This is a genomic window from Wandonia sp., assembly GCF_984588085.1.
On record NZ_CFIGVI010000023.1, the window covers coordinates 1 to 21,435 of the forward strand.

The window sequence follows — 21,435 nt, forward strand, 5'->3', positions numbered from 1 at the left end:
CCTACCCGGATCTTCTTGTTCTTCTGCTACAATAATTTTTCACTACCTTTGAAATGATTCAAATTGAAAGATAAATTATGACTCCTCCCGCAGAAAAAAAACTGTTTTTACTGGATGCGTTTGCATTGATTTATAGAGCGTATTTTGCTTTTTCGAAAAACCCGAGGGTAAATTCAAAGGGGCAGAATACCAGTGCGGCTTTTGGGTTTACAAATGCGTTAATCGATGTGATGAAAAAAGAGCAACCCACCCACCTTGCGGTGGTGTTTGATGCTCCGACAACTACGAATCGTGCAGAGGAACACAGTTTTTATAAAGCCAACCGGGAGGAAATGCCGGAAGATATTCGCAGTATGATAGAACCGATCAAGCGGATTATCGATGCGTTTAATATTCCTATTCTGATGAGAGACGGTTTTGAGGCGGATGACGTGATAGGAACACTGGCAAAAAAGGCAGAAAAGGAAGGGTTTATTACCTACATGATGACACCGGACAAGGATTTTGGTCAATTGGTGTCGGAGCATATTTTTATGTACAAACCTTCCCGGATGGGGAACGGTCCCGAAATTCTGGGGGTGAAAGAAGTCTGCGAAAAATTTGAAGTGGACGACCCTTTAAAGGTAATTGATATCCTGGGGCTTTGGGGCGATTCGGTGGACAATATCCCGGGTATCCCGGGCATCGGAGAGAAGACTGCGAAAAAACTGATTGCCCAGTACGGTTCGGTAGAAAACCTGATTGAACATTCTCATGAACTGAAAGGAAAGCAAAAAGAGAATGTCATCAATTTTGCAGAGCAGGGGATGATTTCCAAAATGCTGGCGACGATCATCACGGACGTGGATGTGGAGTTGGATGAAGAGGATTTGCGGGTTATTCCGGTCGATGAAGAAAAAATCAAGGAGATATTTACGGAGCTGGAATTCCGTAACCTGGCAAAACGGGTGATCGGTGAAGAAATCGTTGTTGCGGCTCCCGTTAATGATGAAGGACAATTGGATTTGTTCGGAACCCAATCCCTTGTAGAGAATCAGGTACCAACCGAAACGGCGGAATTGAAAACAATAGCAACCGAAAAACCATCGTATCATCTGGTTACTACACCGGAAGAGCGAAAAGAATTACTTGCTCAATTGCTGAAACAACCTTCCGTTTGTTTTGATACGGAAACCACATCGCTGGAGGCGCGGCATGCGGATATTGTCGGGTTGGCTTTATCCTGGAAACAGAGAGAAGCATATTATGTAGCGATTCCGCAGGACTTTGACAAAGCAAAAGAAATTTTAACTCCCTTTACCGACTTTTTTACAAGTCCGGTTATTGAGAAGGTGGCACACAATATGAAATACGATGCACATGTGTTGGATCGGTATGGAATTGCCATCGAAGGTCCGGTTTTTGACACCATGGTGGCACATTACCTGATTCAACCGGAGAGTAAACACGCGATGGATCAGTTGGCAGAATATTATTTGCATTATAAACCCGTTTCTATAGAAGATCTGATCGGGAAGAAAGGCAAAAACCAGCGTTCTATGGGGGATCTGGAGCCGGCTGAGGTTAAAGATTATGCCTGTGAGGATGCTGATATCACCTGGCAGCTAAAAGAACTGTTTGAACCGGAAATGCAAAAACCGCATCTGAAGAATCTTTTCTATGATCTTGAAATGCCTTTGGTATTGGTTCTGCAAGAGATGGAGAAAGAAGGGATATCAATTGATATAGAAAACCTGCAGGCTTATTCTAAGGAGTTGGGGGAACACATCGACAGACTTGAAAAAGAGATTCTGGAACTGGCGGGAATGGAGTTCAATATTGACTCTCCGAAACAATTGGGAGATGTTTTGTTCGAGCATTTGAAAATTTCTGCAAAAGCAAAGAAAACCAAGACCGGTCAGTATGCAACCAGTGAAGATATTCTGAACAAACACAGTAATGACCACCCTATTGTTCCGCTGATTTTGGAATACAGACAACTTCGGAAGTTGAAGAATACATACGTAGATACATTGCCTACACTGGCCGATCCTGTAGATGGGAGAATTCATACGAACTACATGCAAACGGTCACTGCAACAGGTAGATTGAGCTCCAACAATCCGAATTTGCAAAATATCCCGATTCGTACCGAGAGAGGACGTGAAATCCGGAAAGCTTTTGTGGCGCGAGATGCAAATTTTGAATTGATGGCTGCCGATTACTCCCAGATTGAATTGCGTATCATTTCCGTACTGAGTAAAGACCCGAACATGATGGAGGCTTTTAAAGAAGGGAAAGATATTCACGCAGCTACTGCGGCAAGAGTTTTCAATGTACCTCTGGAAGAAGTCAGCCGGGAACAAAGAAGCCATGCAAAAGCGGTAAACTTTGGAATTATCTACGGGCAAAGTGCTTTCGGACTGGCGCAGAATCTGGGAATATCCAGAACAGAGGCGAAAACAATTATCGATAGTTACTTTGAACAATACCCGGAGATCAAAACCTACATGGAGAAATCTATTGCGTTTGCAAGAGATCACGGATACGTAGAAACACTCATGAAGAGAAGACGATACCTACCGGATATTACTTCGAACAATGCAGTAGTACGGGGATTTGCTGAACGAAATGCGATTAACGCACCTATTCAGGGTACAGCTGCGGACATCATTAAACTGGCAATGATCCGCGTGCAGAATGCGATGAAGAAAGAGCAGATGAAAAGCCGGCTTTTGTTGCAGGTACACGATGAATTGGTGTTTGATGTGGAGAAGGAGGAGAAAGAGCGAATGGAAGCTTTGGTGCGACAAGAAATGGAGCATGCCATAGAATTTGCTGTGCCTCTGACTGTAGAAGCTGAGTTTGGTCACAACTGGCTGGATGCCCATTAAAAGATTCTATTGTAAGGTCAACGAGTTGTTCTATTTTTGTCGCGGATGAAAAAAATTCTGATTCTTCGTTTTAGCTCCATTGGGGATATTGTTCTTACTACGCCGGTTGTGCGGGCTGTCAAGGAACAGACCGGGGCAGAAGTTCATTACCTTACCAAACAACCCTTCACAGGAATAGTAGCCCCTAATCCGTATATCGATCGGGTCATTACCTTTCAAAAAGATATAGATGAGGTAGTGGAAGAATTGAAGAACGAACAGTACGACTACATAATTGACCTGCATCACAATTTACGTACGCTACGACTAAAGCGCAAGTTGAAAAGACCAGCAAAGTCATTTCCGAAATTAAATATCCAAAAGTTTCTGTACGTGCGTTTGGGGTGGAAGACGATGCCGGACCTCCACATTGTCGACCGCTATTTTGAAACAGTCCGGCATCTGGGGGTTAACAACGATCAAAAAGGACTCGATTACTTTATTCCGGAAAGTGAAGAAGTGGATGTGACGAGCTTTCTTCCGGAGATTTTCCACCCGGGTTATATTGCTATTGCACTGGGAGCGCAGTTTGCTACAAAACGATTGCCTCTGGAAAAGCTCGAAGAACTGGTGCGTAAAATACAACTTCCGGTTGTTCTGCTGGGAGGAAAAGAAGATGAACGTACAGGGAGCCAATTGGCAGCAATCGCTCCGTCCAATGTGTTCAATGCGGCGGGGAAATGTACACTTGGTCAGAGTGCCTCACTGGTGAAACAATCCGTTTGTTTGGTCACACACGACACGGGGTTAATGCATATCGGAAGTGCCTTTAAGAAAAGAATCTTTTCTATTTGGGGGAATACCACTCCGGAGTTGGGGATGTATCCCTATCTTCCCGGTGAGGGAAGCGAATTGTTCGAACAAAAAGAGCTTTCCTGCCGTCCGTGCAGTAAAATCGGATACCAAAAATGCCCAAAAGGACATTTTAAGTGTATGAACGATCAAAATATAGACGAAATTGCTATCAAAGTCAGAAAAGCGTTTGACTAATCGATAAACAACTTTTTCAACTCATTTGCATCCTTCGGGTTCATTTTTCCGGCAAGGATCAATGCAAGTTGTTTTCTCCGTAAAGCAGCCGTATAGCGTTCTTTTTCCTCTTGTGTCTCAGGGATCAGTTCCGGAACCTGAATCGGGCCTCCGTTCTGGTCGACAGCAACGAATGTATAAATGGCTTCGTTCGAACGAAACTTATTCCCCGTAACCGGATTTTCAACATAAACATCCACAAACACCTCCATAGAGGAATTAAAGGCTCTGGAAACCTTTGCCTCAAGTGTTACAATCGATGAGTGGTTAATGGGAGCATTGAAAGCAACATTATTAACAGAAGCCGTAACCACCACTCTTCTGCAATGACGGTGTGCTGAAACACTTGCAATTACATCCATCCACGCCAGTAACTGACCGCCGAACAAATTTCCTAATGTATTGGTATCATTGGGCAAAACAACTTTTGTTGATATTGCCAGAGTCTCAGAAGCTTTCTTTGCCTTCATCATTCTGAATTTTTGCACAAAGGTAAGTAGAATTGTGAAAATGCGTACATTTGGACACATGGATTTAGGAACGGTAAAGGCCCTACATATAATTTTTGTAGTAAGTTGGTTTGCAGGACTTTTCTATATTGTCCGGTTGTTTATTTATCATACAGAATCGCTGCAAAAACCTGAAGTGGAAGGCAAAATACTCAGAGATCAGTTTGAAATCATGGAGCGTAAACTGTGGTACATTATCACCTGGCCGGCCATGGTATTAACAATTGTGTTCGGTATCTGGATGCTGATACTTGTTCCCGGTTATCTGGCGCAAGGATGGATGCACCTGAAATTAGGTTTTGTTGTAGTGCTTTTAGTGTATCATTTTGCCTGTCAGCGTATTCTCAATCAATTGAAAAGAGGTGTTTTTAACTGGTCGTCAGGAAAGCTGCGTATCTGGAACGAAGTAGCTACGCTATTACTGGTCGCCATTGTGTTCATTGTCGTTCTGAAATCGTCCCTCAACTGGATTTGGGGTACCGTTGGTTTTTTTGCCGTTGCCATAGGTCTGATGATGGGGATAAAGCTCTACAAACGACTTAGAAAATCATAAATTCTATTACGGAACAAAATAAGGTTGCTGTCCATACTAATCTGTGTAGTAGTCAGTATGCAGTGTGTTTTCCGAAAAATTCGGAAGATATTTCAATTTTTATTATATATTAGTGATATCAAAACAATATCATTATGGAAAAAGAAAAGAATGTGTCTGCTTTTAATGGGTATCTTATTCTGTTGGCAGTGTTGGTTTTAATTGCAGGAGGTATTGCGGGTATTGCCCTGACCAATACGGTTGCATTTATTACGCTGGACATACTTGCTGTCTTCCTTCTTCCCGGTTTTTTTATTGTACAGCCGAACGGTTCAAAAGTATTGGTGCTGTTTGGGTCTTATAAAGGGACTGTTCGGACGAATGGATTTTATTGGGCCAACCCGTTTTACTCCAAGCAAAGTATTTCACTTCGGGCGCGTAATTTTGACAGTGAGCGTGTGAAGGTCAATGATAAAGTCGGAAATCCGATTTTGATAAACGTAATTCTGGTTTGGCGGGTACAGGATACGTTTAAGGCGGCTTTTGAGGTTGATCATTACGAAGAGTTTGTACGGGTACAAACAGATGCGGCCGTCAGAAAGTTGGCGGGTTCATATCCGTACGATAATTTTGATGATGACCAGTCTGAAATTACGTTGCGCTCTGGAATGGATGAGGTGAACACCGCTCTTGAAGATGAAATTACGGAGCGTTTGGCAATGGCAGGTATTGAAGTGATGGAAGCGCGAATCGGTTATCTTGCGTATGCGGAGGAAATTGCTCAGGCGATGTTGAAGCGCCAACAGGCTACGGCTATAGTCGCTGCCCGGTTTAAAATCGTTGAGGGAGCAGTTGGAATGGTTGAGATGGCAATTAAAGAGCTGGATAAGCAAGCAGGTATCCAATTAGATGCGGACAAGAAAGCAGCTATGGTCAGTAACCTGATGGTGGTGCTTTGCGGAGACAAAGAAGCAACTCCTGTTGTGAATACGGGAACATTGTATAATTAGAAACGGGTAGGTTATGAATCCGAAATACAGACTAATAAAAAAGGGAGCATTTGAATCGCTAAAGAAATTTGAACAGCGTTTGAATGAAGAGTGTGCTGGTGGATGGAAAGCAATATCCATTTCGGATGCGAACAGTTCAATTACTGTATTGTTGGAACGTGAAGTGAAAAAGTAATGGCAAATAAAAAATCATTTCTTCTGCGAATTGATACAGACAAATTCGAAGCACTGGAAAAGTGGGCAGCTGATGAATTCCGAAGCGTTAATGGTCAGTTGGAGTGGATTATTCATAAGGCTTTGCAGGAAGCAAAAAGAGAACCCAAGCCCAAATTTGATAAAGAAGACAAGTAGAAGGGAAGATCATTTCTGTTACTTTCATAAAAACGTTATTTTTACGAAAAAAAGGAAAACATGTCATACAATAATCTTTTAGTAGAAAAGGCAGGGAAAACAACAGTAATTACGATTAACCGTCCCAGCCAGCTGAATGCACTGAATAAAGAGACAATCGAAGAATTGAACAAAGCACTTACGGATGCGAATACAGACGAAGGCGTGCGTGCGGTTATTCTGACCGGTAGCGGAGAGAAGGCATTTGTTGCAGGGGCAGATATAAAAGAGTTTGCGCATTTTGATGTAGCACAAGGGAAAGAGTTGAGTGCAAAAGGGCACGAGTTACTTTTTAACTATGTGCAAAATATGACAAAGCCGGTTATTGCTGCAGTGAATGGCTTCGCACTGGGGGGTGGATTGGAGTTAGCTATGTCGTCTCATATCCGTATTGCTTCGGATAATGCAAAAATGGGCTTGCCGGAAGTTTCTTTGGGAGTTATTCCAGGATACGGAGGGACACAGCGATTGGCACAATTGGTAGGTCGTGGCAAAGCCATGGAAATGGTGGCTACTGCAGGAATGATCTCTGCTGAAGAAGCAAAATCATGGGGATTGGTAAACCATGTAGTACCACAGGCTGAATTGTTAGACCTGGCACACAAAATTGCCGGTAAAATAACAGCCAACTCCGGAACAGCTATTGCTTCTGCGATTCGTTCTATTAATGCAAACTACGAGGAAGGTATAAATGGTTATACAATCGAAGTAGAAGAGTTTGGAAAGTGCTTTGGTACACCTGATTTTAAGGAAGGTACAACTGCATTTATCGAAAAACGGAAAGCAGCGTTTAACTAACGATTAGCATTTCATACAATATTTTGAAGGGCGTGCAGTGAGCACGCCTTTTTTAGTGGATAGAAAAAAGGCCGCTACACAGGGTGCAACAGCCTTAATAAACAATAAATATCGTGAGTTACGCTTTTTCCAATACGATACGCGTATCACCTTCCGATTCAATATCCGTCAACAAGGCATCTGCTTTCAATGTATCTTCGAAAACAATATCTGTTGCGAGTACTTCTTCACAAATATAGGTCTTGTTGGTTGCTACAGCCTGTTGAATTTCAGCTGTAGAGGCTATTGTCAATCTGATTTTATCAGTTACCTCCAGTCCACTTTCTTTACGGAAATTCTGGATGCGGTTAATCAGTTCGCGGGCAATCCCTTCGTTGTGCAATTCTTCCGAAATGGTAATATCCAGAGCTACTGTAATTTCTCCTTCCGACGCTACCAGCCATCCCGGAATGTCTTCTGCCTGAATGTCGAAATCCTCCAGGGTCAATTCGATAGCAGCACCATCTACTTCACCGTTCCAGCCTCCGTTCGTTTCCACCTCTGCAATGGCTTGTTGATCCCAACCGTTTACCATTGCCGAAATAGCTTTCATTTGTTTACCATACTTCGGACCAATGGTCTTGAAGTTAGGTTTGATTTTCTTTACCAAAACTCCGGTAGTGTCTTCCAACAGTTCCATTTCCTTTACATTCACTTCCGCCAGTATCAGGTCTTTTACATGTTCGATACGGGACTTAAACGTAGGATCCAGAATTGGAACCATTACCTTTTGTAAGGGTTGACGAACTTTTATTTTCTCTTTTTTACGGAGACTCAACACCAGTGAAGAAACGCGTTGAGCAATGTCCATTTGTCCTTCCAGATTGAGATCAATAAAGTCCTCATTTGCTTTCGGGAAATACGCCAGGTGAACTGACTCCGCGTCGTGTTTTCCGGAAACTTTATTCAGATCACTGAAAAGTTTATCCATAAAGAATGGAGCAATAGGAGAAGAAAGAATAGTGACAACCTCCAGACAGGTGTATAAAGTCTGATACGCTGAAATTTTATCTTCTGTATAATCACCCTTCCAGAAACGGCGACGGCAAAGGCGTACATACCAGTTTGACAGTTGGTCATTTACAAAATCCTGAATCAAACGTCCCGCACGGGTCGGCTCATACTGATCAAAGGCATTTTCTACATCTTTGATCAGTGAATTTAATTTCGATAAAATCCAACGATCAATTTCTGGACGTTTTGCATAATCTATGTCCGCTTCACTGTATGTAAACCCATCAATATTTGCATAAAGTGCGAAAAAGTTGTAGGTATTGTACAGGGTTCCGAAGAACTTACGCTGTACCTCTACAATTCCGTCTTCATCAAACTTCAAGTTATCCCAGGGCTGCGCATTGGTGATCATATACCAACGTGTCGCATCAGGACCATACTTGGGCAATGTTTCAAACGGATCGACTGCATTTCCAAGACGTTTGGACATTTTCTGTCCGTTTTTGTCAAGAACCAGCCCGTTGGAAACAACATTTTTATAAGCCACCGAATCGAACACCATCGTAGAGATCGCGTGAAGAGTAAAGAACCATCCGCGTGTCTGATCGACACCTTCAGCGATGAAGTCTGCCGGATAACCCGTTCTGTTTTCAATCAATTCCCGGTTTTCAAATGGATAGTGCCATTGTGCATAGGGCATTGATCCGGAGTCAAACCATACATCAATCAGGTCTGCTTCTCGTTTCATTGGTTTTCCGGAAGGAGAAACCAGTGTGATCTGATCCACATAGTTTTTATGCAGGTCGATTTTATCGTAATTTTCTTTTGACATATCACCCGGTACAAAACCTGCCAGTGGGTTTGTGTCCATAACTCCGGCCTGAACTGCTTTTTCACATTCTGCTTTCAACTGTTCTGCGGAAGAAATACAAATACGTTCGTCCCCTTCTGTAGTAGACCAGATTGGGATTGGAATTCCCCAGTAACGTGAACGGGAAAGGTTCCAGTCATTCAGGTTCTCCAACCAGTTTCCAAAACGACCGGTTCCCGTTGATTCGGGCTTCCAGTTAATCGTTTTGTTGAGTTCAATCATACGGTCTTTTTTCTCCGTAGATTTGATAAACCACGAATCCAACGGATAGTATAACACCGGTTTATCGGTACGCCAGCAATGTGGATATGAGTGTTCGTATTTTTCTACTTTAAAGGCCTTATTTTCCTCTTTGAGCTTAATGGCAATCTGAACATCTGCTGATTTTTCAGGAGCCTCATCATCTGCATAGTACTCGTTTTTTACATACATACCTGCAAACTCTCCCATTTCCGGGCGAAAACGACCTTGCAAATCAACAAGTGGAACAGGATTTCCTTTGTCATCAAGAACCAACATGGCGGGCACACCCGCATCTTTAGCTACTTTGGCATCATCTGCTCCGAAAGTCGGAGCGATATGTACAATTCCGGTTCCGTCTTCTGTCGTAACAAAATCTCCCGGGATAATACGAAACGCCTGATCTGCATTTTCGTAAGGCAGAGCATACGGTAACAATTGTTCGTAATTCAGACCTACAAGATCAGATCCGGTACATTCTCCTGCTATGAAGTAAGGAATGGTTTTATCTCCTTTATTGTATGTTTTTAGTTCGTCTGCTGTTTCAACAGCTTTGTATCCTTTGGCAAACTGATACGAAACCAAATTTTTGGCCAGTACAACGTGAATAGGCTCGTAAGTATATTGATTGTACGATTGTACCAGTACATATTCAATTTTAGGTCCTACAGCAAGTGCCGTATTCGAAGGAAGCGTCCAGGGTGTGGTTGTCCAGGCAAGGAAATGAACGTCATGTGTTACCCCAAAAGGTGTATTCTGTCCGTCTACCATTTTAAACTGGGCAACAACCGTAGTATCTTTTACATCACGGTAGCATCCGGGTTGGTTCAATTCGTGAGAAGAAAGACCGGTTCCTGCTTTCGGAGAATACGGTTGAATCGTATATCCTTTGTAGATTAACCCTTTTTCGTACAACTGACCCAACAGCCACCAAACAGATTCCATATACTTCGGTTCATACGTAATATACGGATCATCCATGTTCACCCAGTATCCCATATCGCGGGTAAGGTTATTCCAGATATCAGTATAACGCATCACCGCTTCGCGACAGGCTTTGTTATAATCTTCGATGGAAATTTTCGTTCCGATATCTTCTTTGGTAATTCCCAGTTCTTTTTCTACACCTAATTCAACAGGAAGCCCGTGCGTATCCCAACCTGCTTTACGTTTTACCTGGAATCCCTGAAGCGTTTTATAGCGACAAAAAATATCTTTAATAGAGCGCGCCATAACATGGTGAATTCCCGGAAGTCCATTTGCCGAAGGAGGCCCTTCAAAAAAGACAAAAGGCTTCTTACCTTCCCGTGTTGAGATAGATTTGTCAAAAATGTTGTTGTTTTCCCATTCCTGCATCACTTCTTTTGCCATTAGCGGCAAATTCAACCCTTTGTACTCCTGATATTTTGCGCTCATTTTACTCAGTTAATTAGAAGTCGCAAAGATAGAAATTTTAGTAACAACCTTTTCGATTCAAAAACGCTTGTTTACTTCATCCAAAAAATGGTTGATATTAATTGTATTAACCGACAGTTATGCAAAGTAACAAGTATTGTTTTTTAAGGGATACAACCACAATAATTTAAATACAGAATCGTTGAATTTCAAGACCTATTTACTATGAAACAATTAGTAGTTATACTTTTTCTAACAATTTCAATTGGCTCCGTTGCTCAAAAACCTCGAAAGAAGACGTTAGATGCAGAGATGCTTCGCATAAAAACGGAGACAGTTCTTGTTGTTCAGTCACAAGCAATTGATGAATATCCGATATGGTCAGCAGAATCTGATTACGTTGGGTGTAACGTAATGGGGAAGTGGTTCAAGATCAGGCTGACAAATATCCGCCTGGGAGAGGCTACCTGGAGAAATCAAACAATTGGCTTTATAAGCACAAAAAACGCTGTAAGTAAAATGACGGATAAAGAAATAGAGGCGTTTATGAAAGTATCCGAGTTACATCCCAGAGAAGTAACTACTTCTGATGGGATCAAGATTGAGTTACGAATGGAGGGATTCCAAGTTGCGTTAGTTGTGACAAAAAAGGGGCAGAAACCAGAAGTGCTTTGGAAATCAGAAGGAGAGAACTGTCATAGTCTATCTGTTTCTCCGGATGAAAAATATGTTGCATACCTCTGTGAGATGAATGGGTTATTGATAATGAAGATACATTAAGTGTGTTTGCATATCTGATTTTTCATTGCAAGCAACTCTGCGGATGTAGGTACGAACCCTTTTCAAATTTCGAACATGATGTGATTACGTACTTCGATTCGGATTCTTTCACTACTTTTGAAATTAAACGAAAGAACACAGGTTGAGTGCTATCAGGAAATTAGCGGGTCAGACAGCGATTTATGGTATGTCAAGTATCGTAGGTCGGCTGTTGAATTATTTGCTGGTGCCTATTTACACGATGGTTTTTGCTGATCCCGCGGATTATGGTGTTGTTTCGGAGCTATATGCTTATGTTGCTTTCTTTATTGTCCTGCTAACCTTTGGGATGGAGACAACATTTTTCCGTTTTATTAATAACGAGCAGAATCAGGATAAAGTATTTAGCAATGCTTTCGTTTCACTTACGGGGATTAATGCTTTATTCCTTCTGGTAGTTCTTATTTTTCTGGGGCCGATATCAGAAGCAATGCTATATGCGGACCATTCTGAATACATTGCACTTTTGGCCATCATTGTTACTGTAGATGCAATGTCCAGCTTGCCCCTTGCCCGTTTGAGAGCAAGAGAACAGGCTAAGCAATTCGCCATAGTCCAACTGGCCTCTATTTTTACCAACATTGTTCTCAACTTATTCTTTCTTCTTGTCCTGTTTGATCCGGAGACTGATGACCCGGCTATGGGAGTGTTGTATATTTTTATAGCTAACCTGGTCTCATCTTTAATTCGCCCGGTGCTTCTTTGGAGAGAATTTTTGTCGATTCGACTTGAAGTGGATCCGGAACTGCTAAAGAAGATGTGGTGGTATGCTTTTCCTATTGTTATTGCTGGTTTTGCCGGAATCATTAACGAAACGATAGACCGAATCCTGATCAAGCAGCTGCTGAATAATGCGGAACTGGTTCCTGAAGGCTATTTAGGGAGTGCTTTGCGGTATGCGGAAAGCCAGGTGGGAATCTATAGTGCCAATTATAAACTGGCGATGCTGATCACCATTTTTCTGCAGGCATTTCGCTATGCGGCAGAGCCTTTTTTCTTTGCACAGGCAAAAGAAGATCCCAAACGAAAAATATATGGGCGGGTCATGAATTACCTGATTGCTGCTTTGGCTGCTTTCTTTTTATTAGTAACATTGAATATTGATGTTTTTAAATACTTTATACGTAACGAAGCTTATTGGGAGGGATTAAAGGTTGTACCAGTGCTTTTGATTGCCAATATATTTCTGGGAGTATATATGAATCAGTCTATTTGGTACAAACTTTCGGGACAGACTAAATACGGTGCTTATATTTCTATTGTGGGTGCTACTGCAACTATCATTCTATTGGTTTCACTGGTCCCGGTTTTCGGGTATATGGCCGCTGCCTGGACAACACTTTTGGTATATGGTGGACAAATGACAGCTTCATATCTTCTGGGACAAAAACATTACCCGATTAAATACAACCTGCGAAAAGCTGGTTTTTACTTTGTTTTGGCACTGATATTTTATACCATAACATGGTTGTTGAATCTTGAGTTTGGTTTTGTTCAGTTCTTTATTCACAATATGCTATTGTTGATTTTTATAGGAGTTATTTACAGAATTGAATTCTACAAGCGCTAATCTAATTTATTTTTTGATTGCTTTCTTTTAGTGTTGAAAATCAAATAATTCCTAACAAATCCCTCTCGTTTTGTTAGGAAAAACAAAAAAATACATTTAGTGCAACCTTTTGGTTACATTTGCTGTCTAGTCAAAGGTGGTTTCCAGAAAACCACGTTTTGATCGCTAACTATTATTACTATTTATTATGAAAAAGGTGGTTTTTATACTCCTCTTTCCTTTCGTGCAATTCTTATTTTTTGCTCAGGCGAGAGCGGGTTCTTCAGATATCTCTTATCATAGTTGCTACTCGGACGTTATTCAATTAACAGGCTGTGATACAGGATGTAATATGGGCGTGATGTTGTCGCGCTGCGTTAAAGGAAAAATCTAATCATTATTTAATTTAAAACAACTAGTTATGAAAAAGTATAGCTTTTATCTACTGGTTTTGTTTCTTTTGGCTACTACTAAAACTTTTTCTCAAGAGAAGCATGAACATATTCACAGTCAGGAGGAACTCACCTCATTTATTAAAAAATCAAGTGTTGGTGATATTGTAGATTATATCACTTCTGAAATATCATTTATGAAAATATCAGATGATATCCGCTTGAATCTTTACAAACAAAGTCATCAGAAAACAATTGACTTTATTCTGGACTGTCGGCATAAATTTGCAAGAAATCTTGCAAAACAGTTGAAGTCCGGAAAGGTACAATCGTTGGAAGAGGTATATAAGATGTATGGAGACTGGATCGAAGAACTGAAGGAAGAGGTAGATCTGATTCCTTTGGACAAAGAAAATCAGGATGAACAGGCACATCAACGTACTTCAAGAGTTCTGAACGGACCATGTGTTAACATGGATTTCGAAGATGGTACATTCAACGGTTGGGAATTGTCCGCCGGATCTCATCCGGGTAATGCATATGGCGTTACAGGAGTTAGTACAGTAACACCTGGTTTGCAACACTCAATCATGTCTGGTGGTACAGACGGGGTTGTAGGTATTCCACGTGTAAATCCCGATGGAGGTCAATACTCGGCATTGTTGGGAAATGGAAACGTGAGTGGAGCAGATGTTTCTTTGTTAAGACAAACGTATTTGGTCGATGCTACAAATGATTTGTTTACTTATAGTTATGCTGTGATTGTTGAGGAACCGGGGCATACACTGGCAGAACAACCTTATTTTGTGGTTAGAGTTTACGACGAGAATGGTAATGATGTACCTTGTGGAAGTTACAGTGTTCAGTCAACTGCCAGTAACCCTGATTTCATCAGTGCAGGAAATGATGTACTTTATCAGACCTGGAGAACAGCTTTTGCTCCTTTAACAGCATACATAGGCCAGAATGTTACAGTTGAGTTCCGTGTAGCCGACTGTTCTCAGTCCGGACATTACGGATATGCTTATGTTGATGCTTCATGCAGTGGATCAGAGATCATTACTTCAACGGGTGATGCTTTTATTTGTGGTAACGATCCATTGGTATTAACTGCACCTCCGGGAGCCAGTTCTTATCTTTGGAACACAGGAGAAACCACACAGGCTATTACCATTACAGCAGGAGGTTATTACGAGGTGGAAATGATTCCGGTTACCGGGTCTTCTTGTTCGATAACCGCTTCGATAACGATTGGAACAGCGCCATATCCTGTAGCAGATTTCACCGCCGTTCCAACATCGATTTGTGAAAATGATTCGGTTACATTTACGGATAATTCTACGATAAGTTCGGGTAGTATCGATTTTTGGCAATGGGATTTTGGTAATGGGATTACGACACAATCAGCGAGTGGGCCGATTACCGGGGAAACAAATACGATAGGAACGTATGACAATCCTACACACGCTTACACTACGTCCGGGAATTTTACTGCAACGCTTACAGTAACATCGGATGCAGGTTGTGCGGCGTCAGCTACGGAGCAAATATTGGTTTCTCCTGCACCTCCGATTTCTGCCGGACCCGATTTGACTTTATGTCCCGGAGAGCCATTTACTCCACAGGGACAAGGTGGTGTTTCTTATACGTGGGACCAGGAATTGGTAGACGGAGTAGAAATAGCCATTGGTGATACCACAATAACTTATGCAGTTGTAGGAGTTGGTCCAACCGGTTGTACAGCTACAGATTCGATCACAATTTTTGTCGATGAAATTGATGAACCGGATGCGGGAGCAGATCAAACGATCTGTATAGGAGAATCGGTGACGTTAACGGCTTCGGGAGCATCTAATTATACGTGGGATAATGGTGTTCAGGATGGAGTTCCTTTCTCACCGACACAGACAACAACTTACACGGTTACTTATACAAGTCCGAATGGTTGTCAGGCAAGTGATGAGGTAACTGTGACGGTAAACGATTTACCTCAGATTTCTGCGGAAGGAGCAGGAGTTTGTGAGGGAGAAGAAGTTACTTTATCCGGAACAGGTGGTGTTTCTTATACATGGGATAACGGTATTCAGGATGGAGTTCCGTTTACACCACCAGTAGGTGTATCAACCTATACGGTGACAGGTGTAGATGCAAATGGTTGTGAGAATTCGTCTGTGGTTTCTGTAACGGTGTATTCCTACCCGGAAGCTGGTTTGTCAGTAGATCCTCAAACAGGATACCCTCCTCTGGAAGCGACAATCTTTAATGAAACAACCGGTGATGTTACAGATTACGAGTGGAGTTTTGGAGACGGAACTTTCTCAGATGAAGATTTTGACACTTATCTGAATATATACAATGAAGGAGAGTACACAGTGACTGTTGTTGCTTCTAATGAAGGGTGTACAGATACAGCGTCTTTCAATATTACTGTTGAGTTTCCGCCTTTAGTATACCACGTTCCGAATGTATTCACACCAAATGGTGATGGAAGTAATGATCATTTCCATTTGGGAATAGAGCACGCGGCGGAGATAGAACTATATATCTTCAATCGATGGGGAAATACCATGGCAGAGATTATAGACGTGAAGTCTCCGGGTTGGGATGGAACAACTCCCTCAGGAGGAGAAGCCGCTGAAGGAGTCTATTTCTTTAAATACAGAGTTCTGGGACTTGACGGACAAGAGGTTTCCGGTCATGGATATCTGACACTGGTTCGTAAATAACTGATTAGATAAGAGATAAAAATAAAAGTCGGTGGAGTATTCCACCGACTTTTTTATTGACACAATAAATTGAATCCGTTACTAAAAGTTCACCGCTTCAACAGAGATGATTTCAGGAACAGCCTTTTTGACCGCTTCTTCCAATCCGGCTTTTAAGGTCATGAGGCTCATGTTACAATCAGAGCATGCGCCTAATAACTGTACACGTACGATACCATCGTCAGTTATTTCAACCAATTCCATATCACCTCCATCACTGTGAAGATGAGGTCGAAGCTGCTCGATTGCCGCCTGAACCTTTTTTTCTATATCTGTTTTATTAAGCGTCATGTTATTTATTTACAACCGTTTCCACCTGAGCTACAAAGTTACGAACTAATTCTTCAAGTGGTTCTGTAATCGGACTATTTTCCTGAAAAGCGGCAGGTCTTCCGACATCTCCGGCTTCACGTATTCCCTGAACCAAAGGTAAATGTCCTAAAAACGGAACATTCATACTTGCAGCAAGATTTTTTGCTCCGTCTCTGCCAAATATATAATATTTGTTCTCAGGAAGCTCCTCTGGTGTAAACCAGGCCATGTTTTCAACGATTCCAACCACCGGAACCTTAATTGTTTCTAATTGGAACATATTTACACCCCGACGGGCATCGGCCAATGCGACTTCTTGAGGAGTACTTACTATCACTGCACCATCAAGAGGAACGGTCTGTACCAAACTCAGGTGAATATCTCCTGTCCCGGGAGGTAAATCAATCAGAAGGTAATCCAGTTTTCCCCAATAAGCATCGGTAAATAATTGTGTCAGAGCTTTAGAGGCCATAGGTCCTCTCCATACAACAGCATTGTCCGGATCTGTGAAGAATCCAATGGAAAGAATTTGCACACCATACGCCATTACCGGACTTATTTTCGGTGTTCCTTCCACATCAATCATTGTTGGACGCTCCCCGACTACATCAAACATGGTAGGCATAGAAGGACCGTAAATATCGGCGTCGACAATACCTACTTTATAGCCTGCTTTAACAAGTCCTGCTGCCAGGTTAGAAGTGACTGTTGATTTTCCCACACCTCCTTTTCCTGAAGCCACAGCTATGATGTGTTTTACCTCAGGAAGTATTTTGCGCGGAACAATATGTTGTTCATCTTTGGCCAGTCCGACTACGTGGATGTCCAGTTGCAAATCATCCCCAAGTACTTTGGTGAGTGCAAATTTTACAGCTTCTTTCATGCGGTTTCTTGCATGAAGTGCCGGATTGGAGACTTTTACTTTCGTCTTAATCGTACGGTTTTCAATTTCTAATTCTTCCACCAGATTAAGTGTGACAATGTCTTTCTTTAAATCCGGTTCTATTACGTTGGAAAGGATTTCCAGAACTTTTTCTCTTGTAACTTCCATTTGCGTACAAATTTAGGGATATTCGCGCTGTTTGGAATCATTCTTATGAAGAAAGTTTACGGTGTGGTATAAAGATGTGGGAAACCTGCTAACTTTGTAAATGTGGCAATAAGGATTGATAAATATGTATGGTGTGTGCGTCTGACAAAAACAAGATCTCAGGCGACGGAACAGGTGAAAAAGGGAAAAATCCGTTTGAATGGAGAGGATATTAAACCATCCCGCGAGGTAAAGGTGGGAGATACACTTTCTTTTTCGCGGAACGGAGCTTTGTTTGAATACAAGATTCTGGCTTTACTGGATAAGCGGGTAGGGGCAAAACTGGTTCCTGAATATCTTTCCGAAGAAACAACCCCTGAAGAGTTGGAGAAATATAAGCTCTATCAGGAGTCCCAGAAAATTTATCGCGACTATGGTACGGGTAAACCGACGAAAAAAGATCGACGGGATCTCAGCGACTTCTGGGAAGGATGGGACGATTGGGATGAGGAATAGAAAGGTATTCGTCTACCTTGCGGTATTCTTTTCTTCTGCACGGGCTTTAAGCGCCTGATTCCATAAAATGAAATTCGCGGTTGTTTGTTCTTTGATCTTTTTTAGAATAAAACTACTGGCGATTCCTGAGAATTCTTCCCGATGTACTAACCGTACCTGATTCGGACTAATTTCGGTGAGACGGAAAGAGTGACGCCCATCAAATAACCCTTTAACCAGCAACGAACCCAACCATTCGAAATACTGGTCTTCTTCCACTTTTGTGACTATGGGTTTAAACGACATTGTTTTATTCCCTTGGGTTCTCATAACATTTTTCAATCGCTGTCCTGGATTGGCGATTCCGTGGCATTCTATCAGTATGGGATTCCAGTTTTTATAGTCTTCCAGTTGTATAATGATTTGCCATACTTTTTGCAGAGGTGCGTTGATAATGATTTCAGTGTGAATCTGTTTGTCCATAATTTGTTTGTTTTTTGCAAAGTTAGGATGTGTTTGATGTTCCGCCATTAACAATTGTTAAGGGTTCAGATTACTTTCGTTGCTGTTCTATTCTCCTTTTGCGGATTCGACTCATCGAAACAGGTGTTATTCCTAAATACGAGGCGATAATGTGATGTGGAACCCGATGAAGAAGGTCTTTATTCGATTGTTCGAATTTTGCATATCGTTCTTCCGGAGAGTCGAGCAGAAAGGAAGACAGTATTTGTTGTGCATTGATAAAGCGTTGCTCTGCAATTTTTCGGGTAATGATGTGCATCTTGGGAACCGTTTGATAGAGTTCCTGCATGTGTCGGTAATTGATTACTAGTAGCTGGCAATCTTCCAGTGTTTCGAGATATTGAATCCCCGGTTCTTGTTTGAGGAAACTATCATAACTGGAAGCAAATAAATGCTCCCGAAAGATATATGCAGTAATTTCTTCACCCTCTTTACGATAGTATAATCGCAATAAGCCTTTATTGATGAAGTAGAGTTCGTTGGCAGTTTCTCCTGCTTGTGTCAGAATTGTTTTTTTGGGAACATGACGGACGTGAAAGAGGGTCTTCATTATCTCTTTTTCAGCTTCATTGAGTTCGGAGAGGGTATTCAGCAAACGAAAGAAATGAGTGAAGTCGGAAGTCATTATTGTACAGCTTTTGTGATGAGGTTCGGATAATCTGTGATAATGCCGTCTACATGCATAGTAATAAGAGAGCGCATGGTAGGCAGATCATTAACGGTCCAGGGGATTACTTTCATTCCTTTGCTGTGCATTTCCTTTACTTCCTGTTTATTCAGCAGCGAGTAGTGTGGGCTGTAAATGTCTGGTTGTTGGGAAAGCACTGGAAACAAGTTCGTTTTGTCTTTCGAATTTTCAACTAAAAAAGCCGTTTTAACTACTGATTTAGTTTTAAAAACTTCATTCAGAATATTTGGGTCAAAGCTTTGTATTGTTGTTCTTTCTGAAATTTCAAGACGATCTGTTTCCGATAAAACGATAGCTGTGAATATAGGAGGTTCCGGAACAAAGATTGTGTACCACTCGGGCATTGATTTCAGTTCAATATTGAAGTTGGGAAGAGGCCGGTTGTTCTCTTCACAATAATTGGCAACAGCATGAACAACTTCTTCTAAAACGGGCTTACTGGTAAACAGTTTTTGCTGTTGGGGAAATCGTTGATGAATTTTACTTCCACAATCAATTGTAGCAATTTCATCAGCAGTTAAGTTATAAATTCGGATCGAATCACCATTGTCAACGGAACAGATTTCGGATGAGAACCAGGGTTCATGGGAGACGATCACTTTTCCGTCTTTAGAAATAACAACGTCCAACTCAAGTGTCGTTACAGGAAACTCAAGAGCTTTCAGGAATCCGGCGACGGTATTTTCAGGCATCAATCCGCGTGCGCCTCTGTGTCCCTGCCAATCGATATTTTTTGTTTCCATTACTTCTTCTTGACGCGTATCAGTCGATTCGGAAGAACAGGAAAATAGTATCAGAAAAATTCCGTAAATCAACTGTACTCTCATGAATTGAAATTTACGGATTTTTTCTATGATTTGCTTTGTTGCTCCAGTCTTTTCTGTTTTTTAGAGCTAACAGATATTAGGTAGACTCCTAATGCGATCAACAGCGAACAAAACACTTTTTCCAGTGTAATGTCCTGCACATAATCGGCTTTTAACCAACTCACGAAGAGCCAGGCAAAGATTCCTGCAAATACAGGCTGAAGATAAATATAACTGCTGGCTATAGAAGGGGAGACAATCTTTAAGGCAAAAATATTGAGCAGATAGGCCAGAAAAGTTACCGCAACGATCACAAAAGCGATTTCCCAATAAATAAAAGCCGGAATTGCAGAAAAGTCAACAAGACGTAATTCTGTCCATACGGGAGGATAAAGCATAATGTATCCCAGTCCGAAAGTAAACACCAGTGTAATGACCGTAATGGGTTTGTATTTGGACATTAATGGTTTTACAAGCACAAGATACAGTGCATAGGTCAGGGAATTAATAAAAATATAGACGTCACCCAGAATAGAAGAGGTTCCAGAGCCATGCGGATTTCCGAGAAGGATAAGCCATACCGCTCCGAACGTTCCGACAACCACTCCGGTTATTTTAAGGGTCTGTATGCGCTCTTTTAACAGGAAAAACGCTAGAATGACAACCATTATCGGGTTTGAGGTCATGATGATGGAAGAGTTAATAGGCGAGGTGAGGTTTAATCCGTTAAAAAAGAACAGCTGATTCAGTGAAACACCGAAGAGAGCGCAAAAAGCAATCAGAATAAGATCTTTTCGATTTACCTTTTCCCAGATAAATAGACGTACGATCCAGAACAACAAGGTTGCCCCGGCTACGCGAATAAGAATTAAACCATTGGGTAATATGTAATCGGGCATAATGTCTTTAGCCAACACATAATTAGCACCATAAATGAGGTTCACCGTCAGTAAGGCGAGGTGAGCCCACAAATTTTCAACTGTTTTCATGTGCTAAAGCGATGCCAGAAAATTACCCGCAGCTTCTACCGTTTTTTTACTGTTTCCGGCGAAAATAGTGTCTTCATAAACCAAAACAGGACGTTTCAGGAATGTATAATCCTTCAGAAGAAATTCCCGGTAATCATCATCCGTTTTCACTTTATCTTTAACGTTCCACTCTTTGTATTTCATAGCCCGTTTTGAGAAAATAGCTTCATACGATCCTGCTAATTCTTTCATTTTATCCAGTTCCTCTTCCGAATACAGATCACTTTTGATGTCCTGTAATGTCACTGATTCAGGAACAGACCACTCATTCAGAATTCTTTGACAAGTGGTACACGTTGATAAATGGAATATTTTTTTCATACTGTCAATGAATAAAAAAGGCCCCGTTG

At 41.6% G+C, this 21,435-nt stretch carries 20 protein-coding genes; 11 read left to right on the top strand and 9 right to left on the bottom strand.

The annotated features are described in order from the left end of the window. The first annotated feature begins 77 nt into the window (after positions 1-77). Positions 78-2,873, top strand: coding sequence for a DNA polymerase I (gene polA / locus AC4PL9_RS09870; protein ID WP_491604586.1), 2,796 nt, complete (start codon positions 78-80; stop codon positions 2,871-2,873). A gap of 45 nt (positions 2,874-2,918) precedes the next feature. Beyond that, positions 2,919-3,902: a glycosyltransferase family 9 protein gene (locus AC4PL9_RS09875; RefSeq protein ID WP_491604587.1), complete on the top strand. Its 984-nt coding sequence runs from the start codon at positions 2,919-2,921 to the stop codon at positions 3,900-3,902. Here AC4PL9_RS09875 and AC4PL9_RS09880 read toward each other — a convergent pair. After that, positions 3,899-4,411, bottom strand: coding sequence for an acyl-CoA thioesterase (locus AC4PL9_RS09880; RefSeq protein ID WP_491604620.1), 513 nt, complete (start codon positions 4,409-4,411; stop codon positions 3,899-3,901). The two genes, AC4PL9_RS09875 and AC4PL9_RS09880, sit on opposite strands and share 4 nt — an antisense overlap. Positions 4,412-4,451: 40 nt before the next feature. Between AC4PL9_RS09880 and hemJ the strand changes: the two genes are divergently transcribed. The 5 genes from hemJ to AC4PL9_RS09905 all read left to right on the top strand — a co-directional run bounded on the left by hemJ (position 4,452) and on the right by AC4PL9_RS09905 (position 7,180). Then, positions 4,452-5,003, top strand: coding sequence for a protoporphyrinogen oxidase HemJ (gene hemJ / locus AC4PL9_RS09885; RefSeq protein WP_491604588.1), 552 nt, complete (start codon positions 4,452-4,454; stop codon positions 5,001-5,003). Between the two features lie 134 nt (positions 5,004-5,137). Continuing rightward, entirely contained in the window at positions 5,138-5,992 is an 855-nt protein-coding gene (locus AC4PL9_RS09890; RefSeq protein ID WP_491604589.1) for an SPFH domain-containing protein, read from the top strand. A 13-nt stretch (positions 5,993-6,005) separates the two neighbouring features. Then, positions 6,006-6,167 carry a hypothetical protein gene (locus tag AC4PL9_RS09895; RefSeq protein WP_491604590.1) on the top strand — a complete coding sequence of 54 codons (162 nt, stop codon included), beginning with the start codon at positions 6,006-6,008 and terminating at the stop codon, positions 6,165-6,167. Beyond that, positions 6,167-6,343 (top strand): type II toxin-antitoxin system antitoxin, encoded by a 177-nt coding sequence (locus tag AC4PL9_RS09900; RefSeq protein WP_491604591.1) that lies wholly within the window; start codon positions 6,167-6,169, stop codon positions 6,341-6,343. Before AC4PL9_RS09895 ends, AC4PL9_RS09900 begins: the two co-directional genes overlap by 1 nt. Before the next feature lie 60 nt (positions 6,344-6,403). Continuing rightward, positions 6,404-7,180 (top strand): enoyl-CoA hydratase/isomerase family protein, encoded by a 777-nt coding sequence (locus AC4PL9_RS09905; protein ID WP_491604592.1) that lies wholly within the window; start codon positions 6,404-6,406, stop codon positions 7,178-7,180. 118 nt (positions 7,181-7,298) lie between these two features. Here AC4PL9_RS09905 and ileS read toward each other — a convergent pair whose 3' ends face one another. After that, on the bottom strand, positions 7,299-10,700 hold the full coding sequence (gene ileS / locus AC4PL9_RS09910; protein WP_491604593.1) for an isoleucine--tRNA ligase: 3,402 nt from the start codon (positions 10,698-10,700) through the stop codon (positions 7,299-7,301). A gap of 204 nt (positions 10,701-10,904) precedes the next feature. On the opposite strand from ileS, the gene AC4PL9_RS09915 reads away from it, so the two are divergent. The 3 genes from AC4PL9_RS09915 to AC4PL9_RS09925 all read left to right on the top strand — a co-directional run bounded on the left by AC4PL9_RS09915 (position 10,905) and on the right by AC4PL9_RS09925 (position 16,165). Beyond that, the gene (locus AC4PL9_RS09915) at positions 10,905-11,459 is read left to right on the top strand and encodes a hypothetical protein (RefSeq protein WP_491604594.1); all 555 of its coding nucleotides are present in this window, start codon (positions 10,905-10,907) and stop codon (positions 11,457-11,459) included. Positions 11,460-11,601: 142 nt separating this feature from the next. Beyond that, complete coding sequence (locus AC4PL9_RS09920) at positions 11,602-13,068, top strand: lipopolysaccharide biosynthesis protein (protein ID WP_491604595.1); 1,467 nt, start codon at positions 11,602-11,604, stop codon at positions 13,066-13,068. A 400-nt stretch (positions 13,069-13,468) separates the two neighbouring features. Next, positions 13,469-16,165 (top strand): PKD domain-containing protein, encoded by a 2,697-nt coding sequence (locus AC4PL9_RS09925; protein ID WP_491604596.1) that lies wholly within the window; start codon positions 13,469-13,471, stop codon positions 16,163-16,165. A gap of 81 nt (positions 16,166-16,246) precedes the next feature. Here the strand turns inward: AC4PL9_RS09925 and AC4PL9_RS09930 are convergent, their stop codons facing one another. Both AC4PL9_RS09930 and AC4PL9_RS09935 read right to left on the bottom strand, forming a co-directional pair. Beyond that, entirely contained in the window at positions 16,247-16,495 is a 249-nt protein-coding gene (locus AC4PL9_RS09930; RefSeq protein ID WP_491604597.1) for a NifU family protein, read from the bottom strand. Between the two features lies 1 nt (position 16,496). After that, positions 16,497-17,567: an Mrp/NBP35 family ATP-binding protein gene (locus AC4PL9_RS09935; protein WP_491604598.1), complete on the bottom strand. Its 1,071-nt coding sequence runs from the start codon at positions 17,565-17,567 to the stop codon at positions 16,497-16,499. A 102-nt stretch (positions 17,568-17,669) separates the two neighbouring features. Here AC4PL9_RS09935 and AC4PL9_RS09940 point away from each other — a divergent pair, with 102 nt between their 5' ends. Then, on the top strand, positions 17,670-18,062 hold the full coding sequence (locus AC4PL9_RS09940; protein ID WP_491604599.1) for an RNA-binding S4 domain-containing protein: 393 nt from the start codon (positions 17,670-17,672) through the stop codon (positions 18,060-18,062). A gap of 12 nt (positions 18,063-18,074) precedes the next feature. On the opposite strand, the gene AC4PL9_RS09945 is transcribed toward AC4PL9_RS09940, so the two are convergent. The 5 genes from AC4PL9_RS09945 to AC4PL9_RS09965 all read right to left on the bottom strand — a co-directional run bounded on the left by AC4PL9_RS09945 (position 18,075) and on the right by AC4PL9_RS09965 (position 21,406). Next, positions 18,075-18,524 (bottom strand): SRPBCC family protein, encoded by a 450-nt coding sequence (locus AC4PL9_RS09945; RefSeq protein WP_491604600.1) that lies wholly within the window; start codon positions 18,522-18,524, stop codon positions 18,075-18,077. A 70-nt stretch (positions 18,525-18,594) separates the two neighbouring features. Then, a complete protein-coding gene (locus tag AC4PL9_RS09950; RefSeq protein WP_491604601.1) occupies positions 18,595-19,188 on the bottom strand; it encodes a Crp/Fnr family transcriptional regulator in 594 nt (197 codons plus the stop codon). Then, positions 19,188-20,078: a glycerophosphodiester phosphodiesterase family protein gene (locus tag AC4PL9_RS09955; protein ID WP_491604602.1), complete on the bottom strand. Its 891-nt coding sequence runs from the start codon at positions 20,076-20,078 to the stop codon at positions 19,188-19,190. The genes AC4PL9_RS09950 and AC4PL9_RS09955 overlap by 1 nt, the downstream gene beginning before the upstream one ends. 23 nt (positions 20,079-20,101) lie before the next feature. After that, positions 20,102-21,046, bottom strand: coding sequence for a DMT family transporter (locus AC4PL9_RS09960; protein ID WP_491604603.1), 945 nt, complete (start codon positions 21,044-21,046; stop codon positions 20,102-20,104). 3 nt (positions 21,047-21,049) lie between these two features. After that, positions 21,050-21,406: an arsenate reductase family protein gene (locus AC4PL9_RS09965; protein ID WP_491604604.1), complete on the bottom strand. Its 357-nt coding sequence runs from the start codon at positions 21,404-21,406 to the stop codon at positions 21,050-21,052. Between the last annotated feature and the right edge of the window lie 29 nt (positions 21,407-21,435).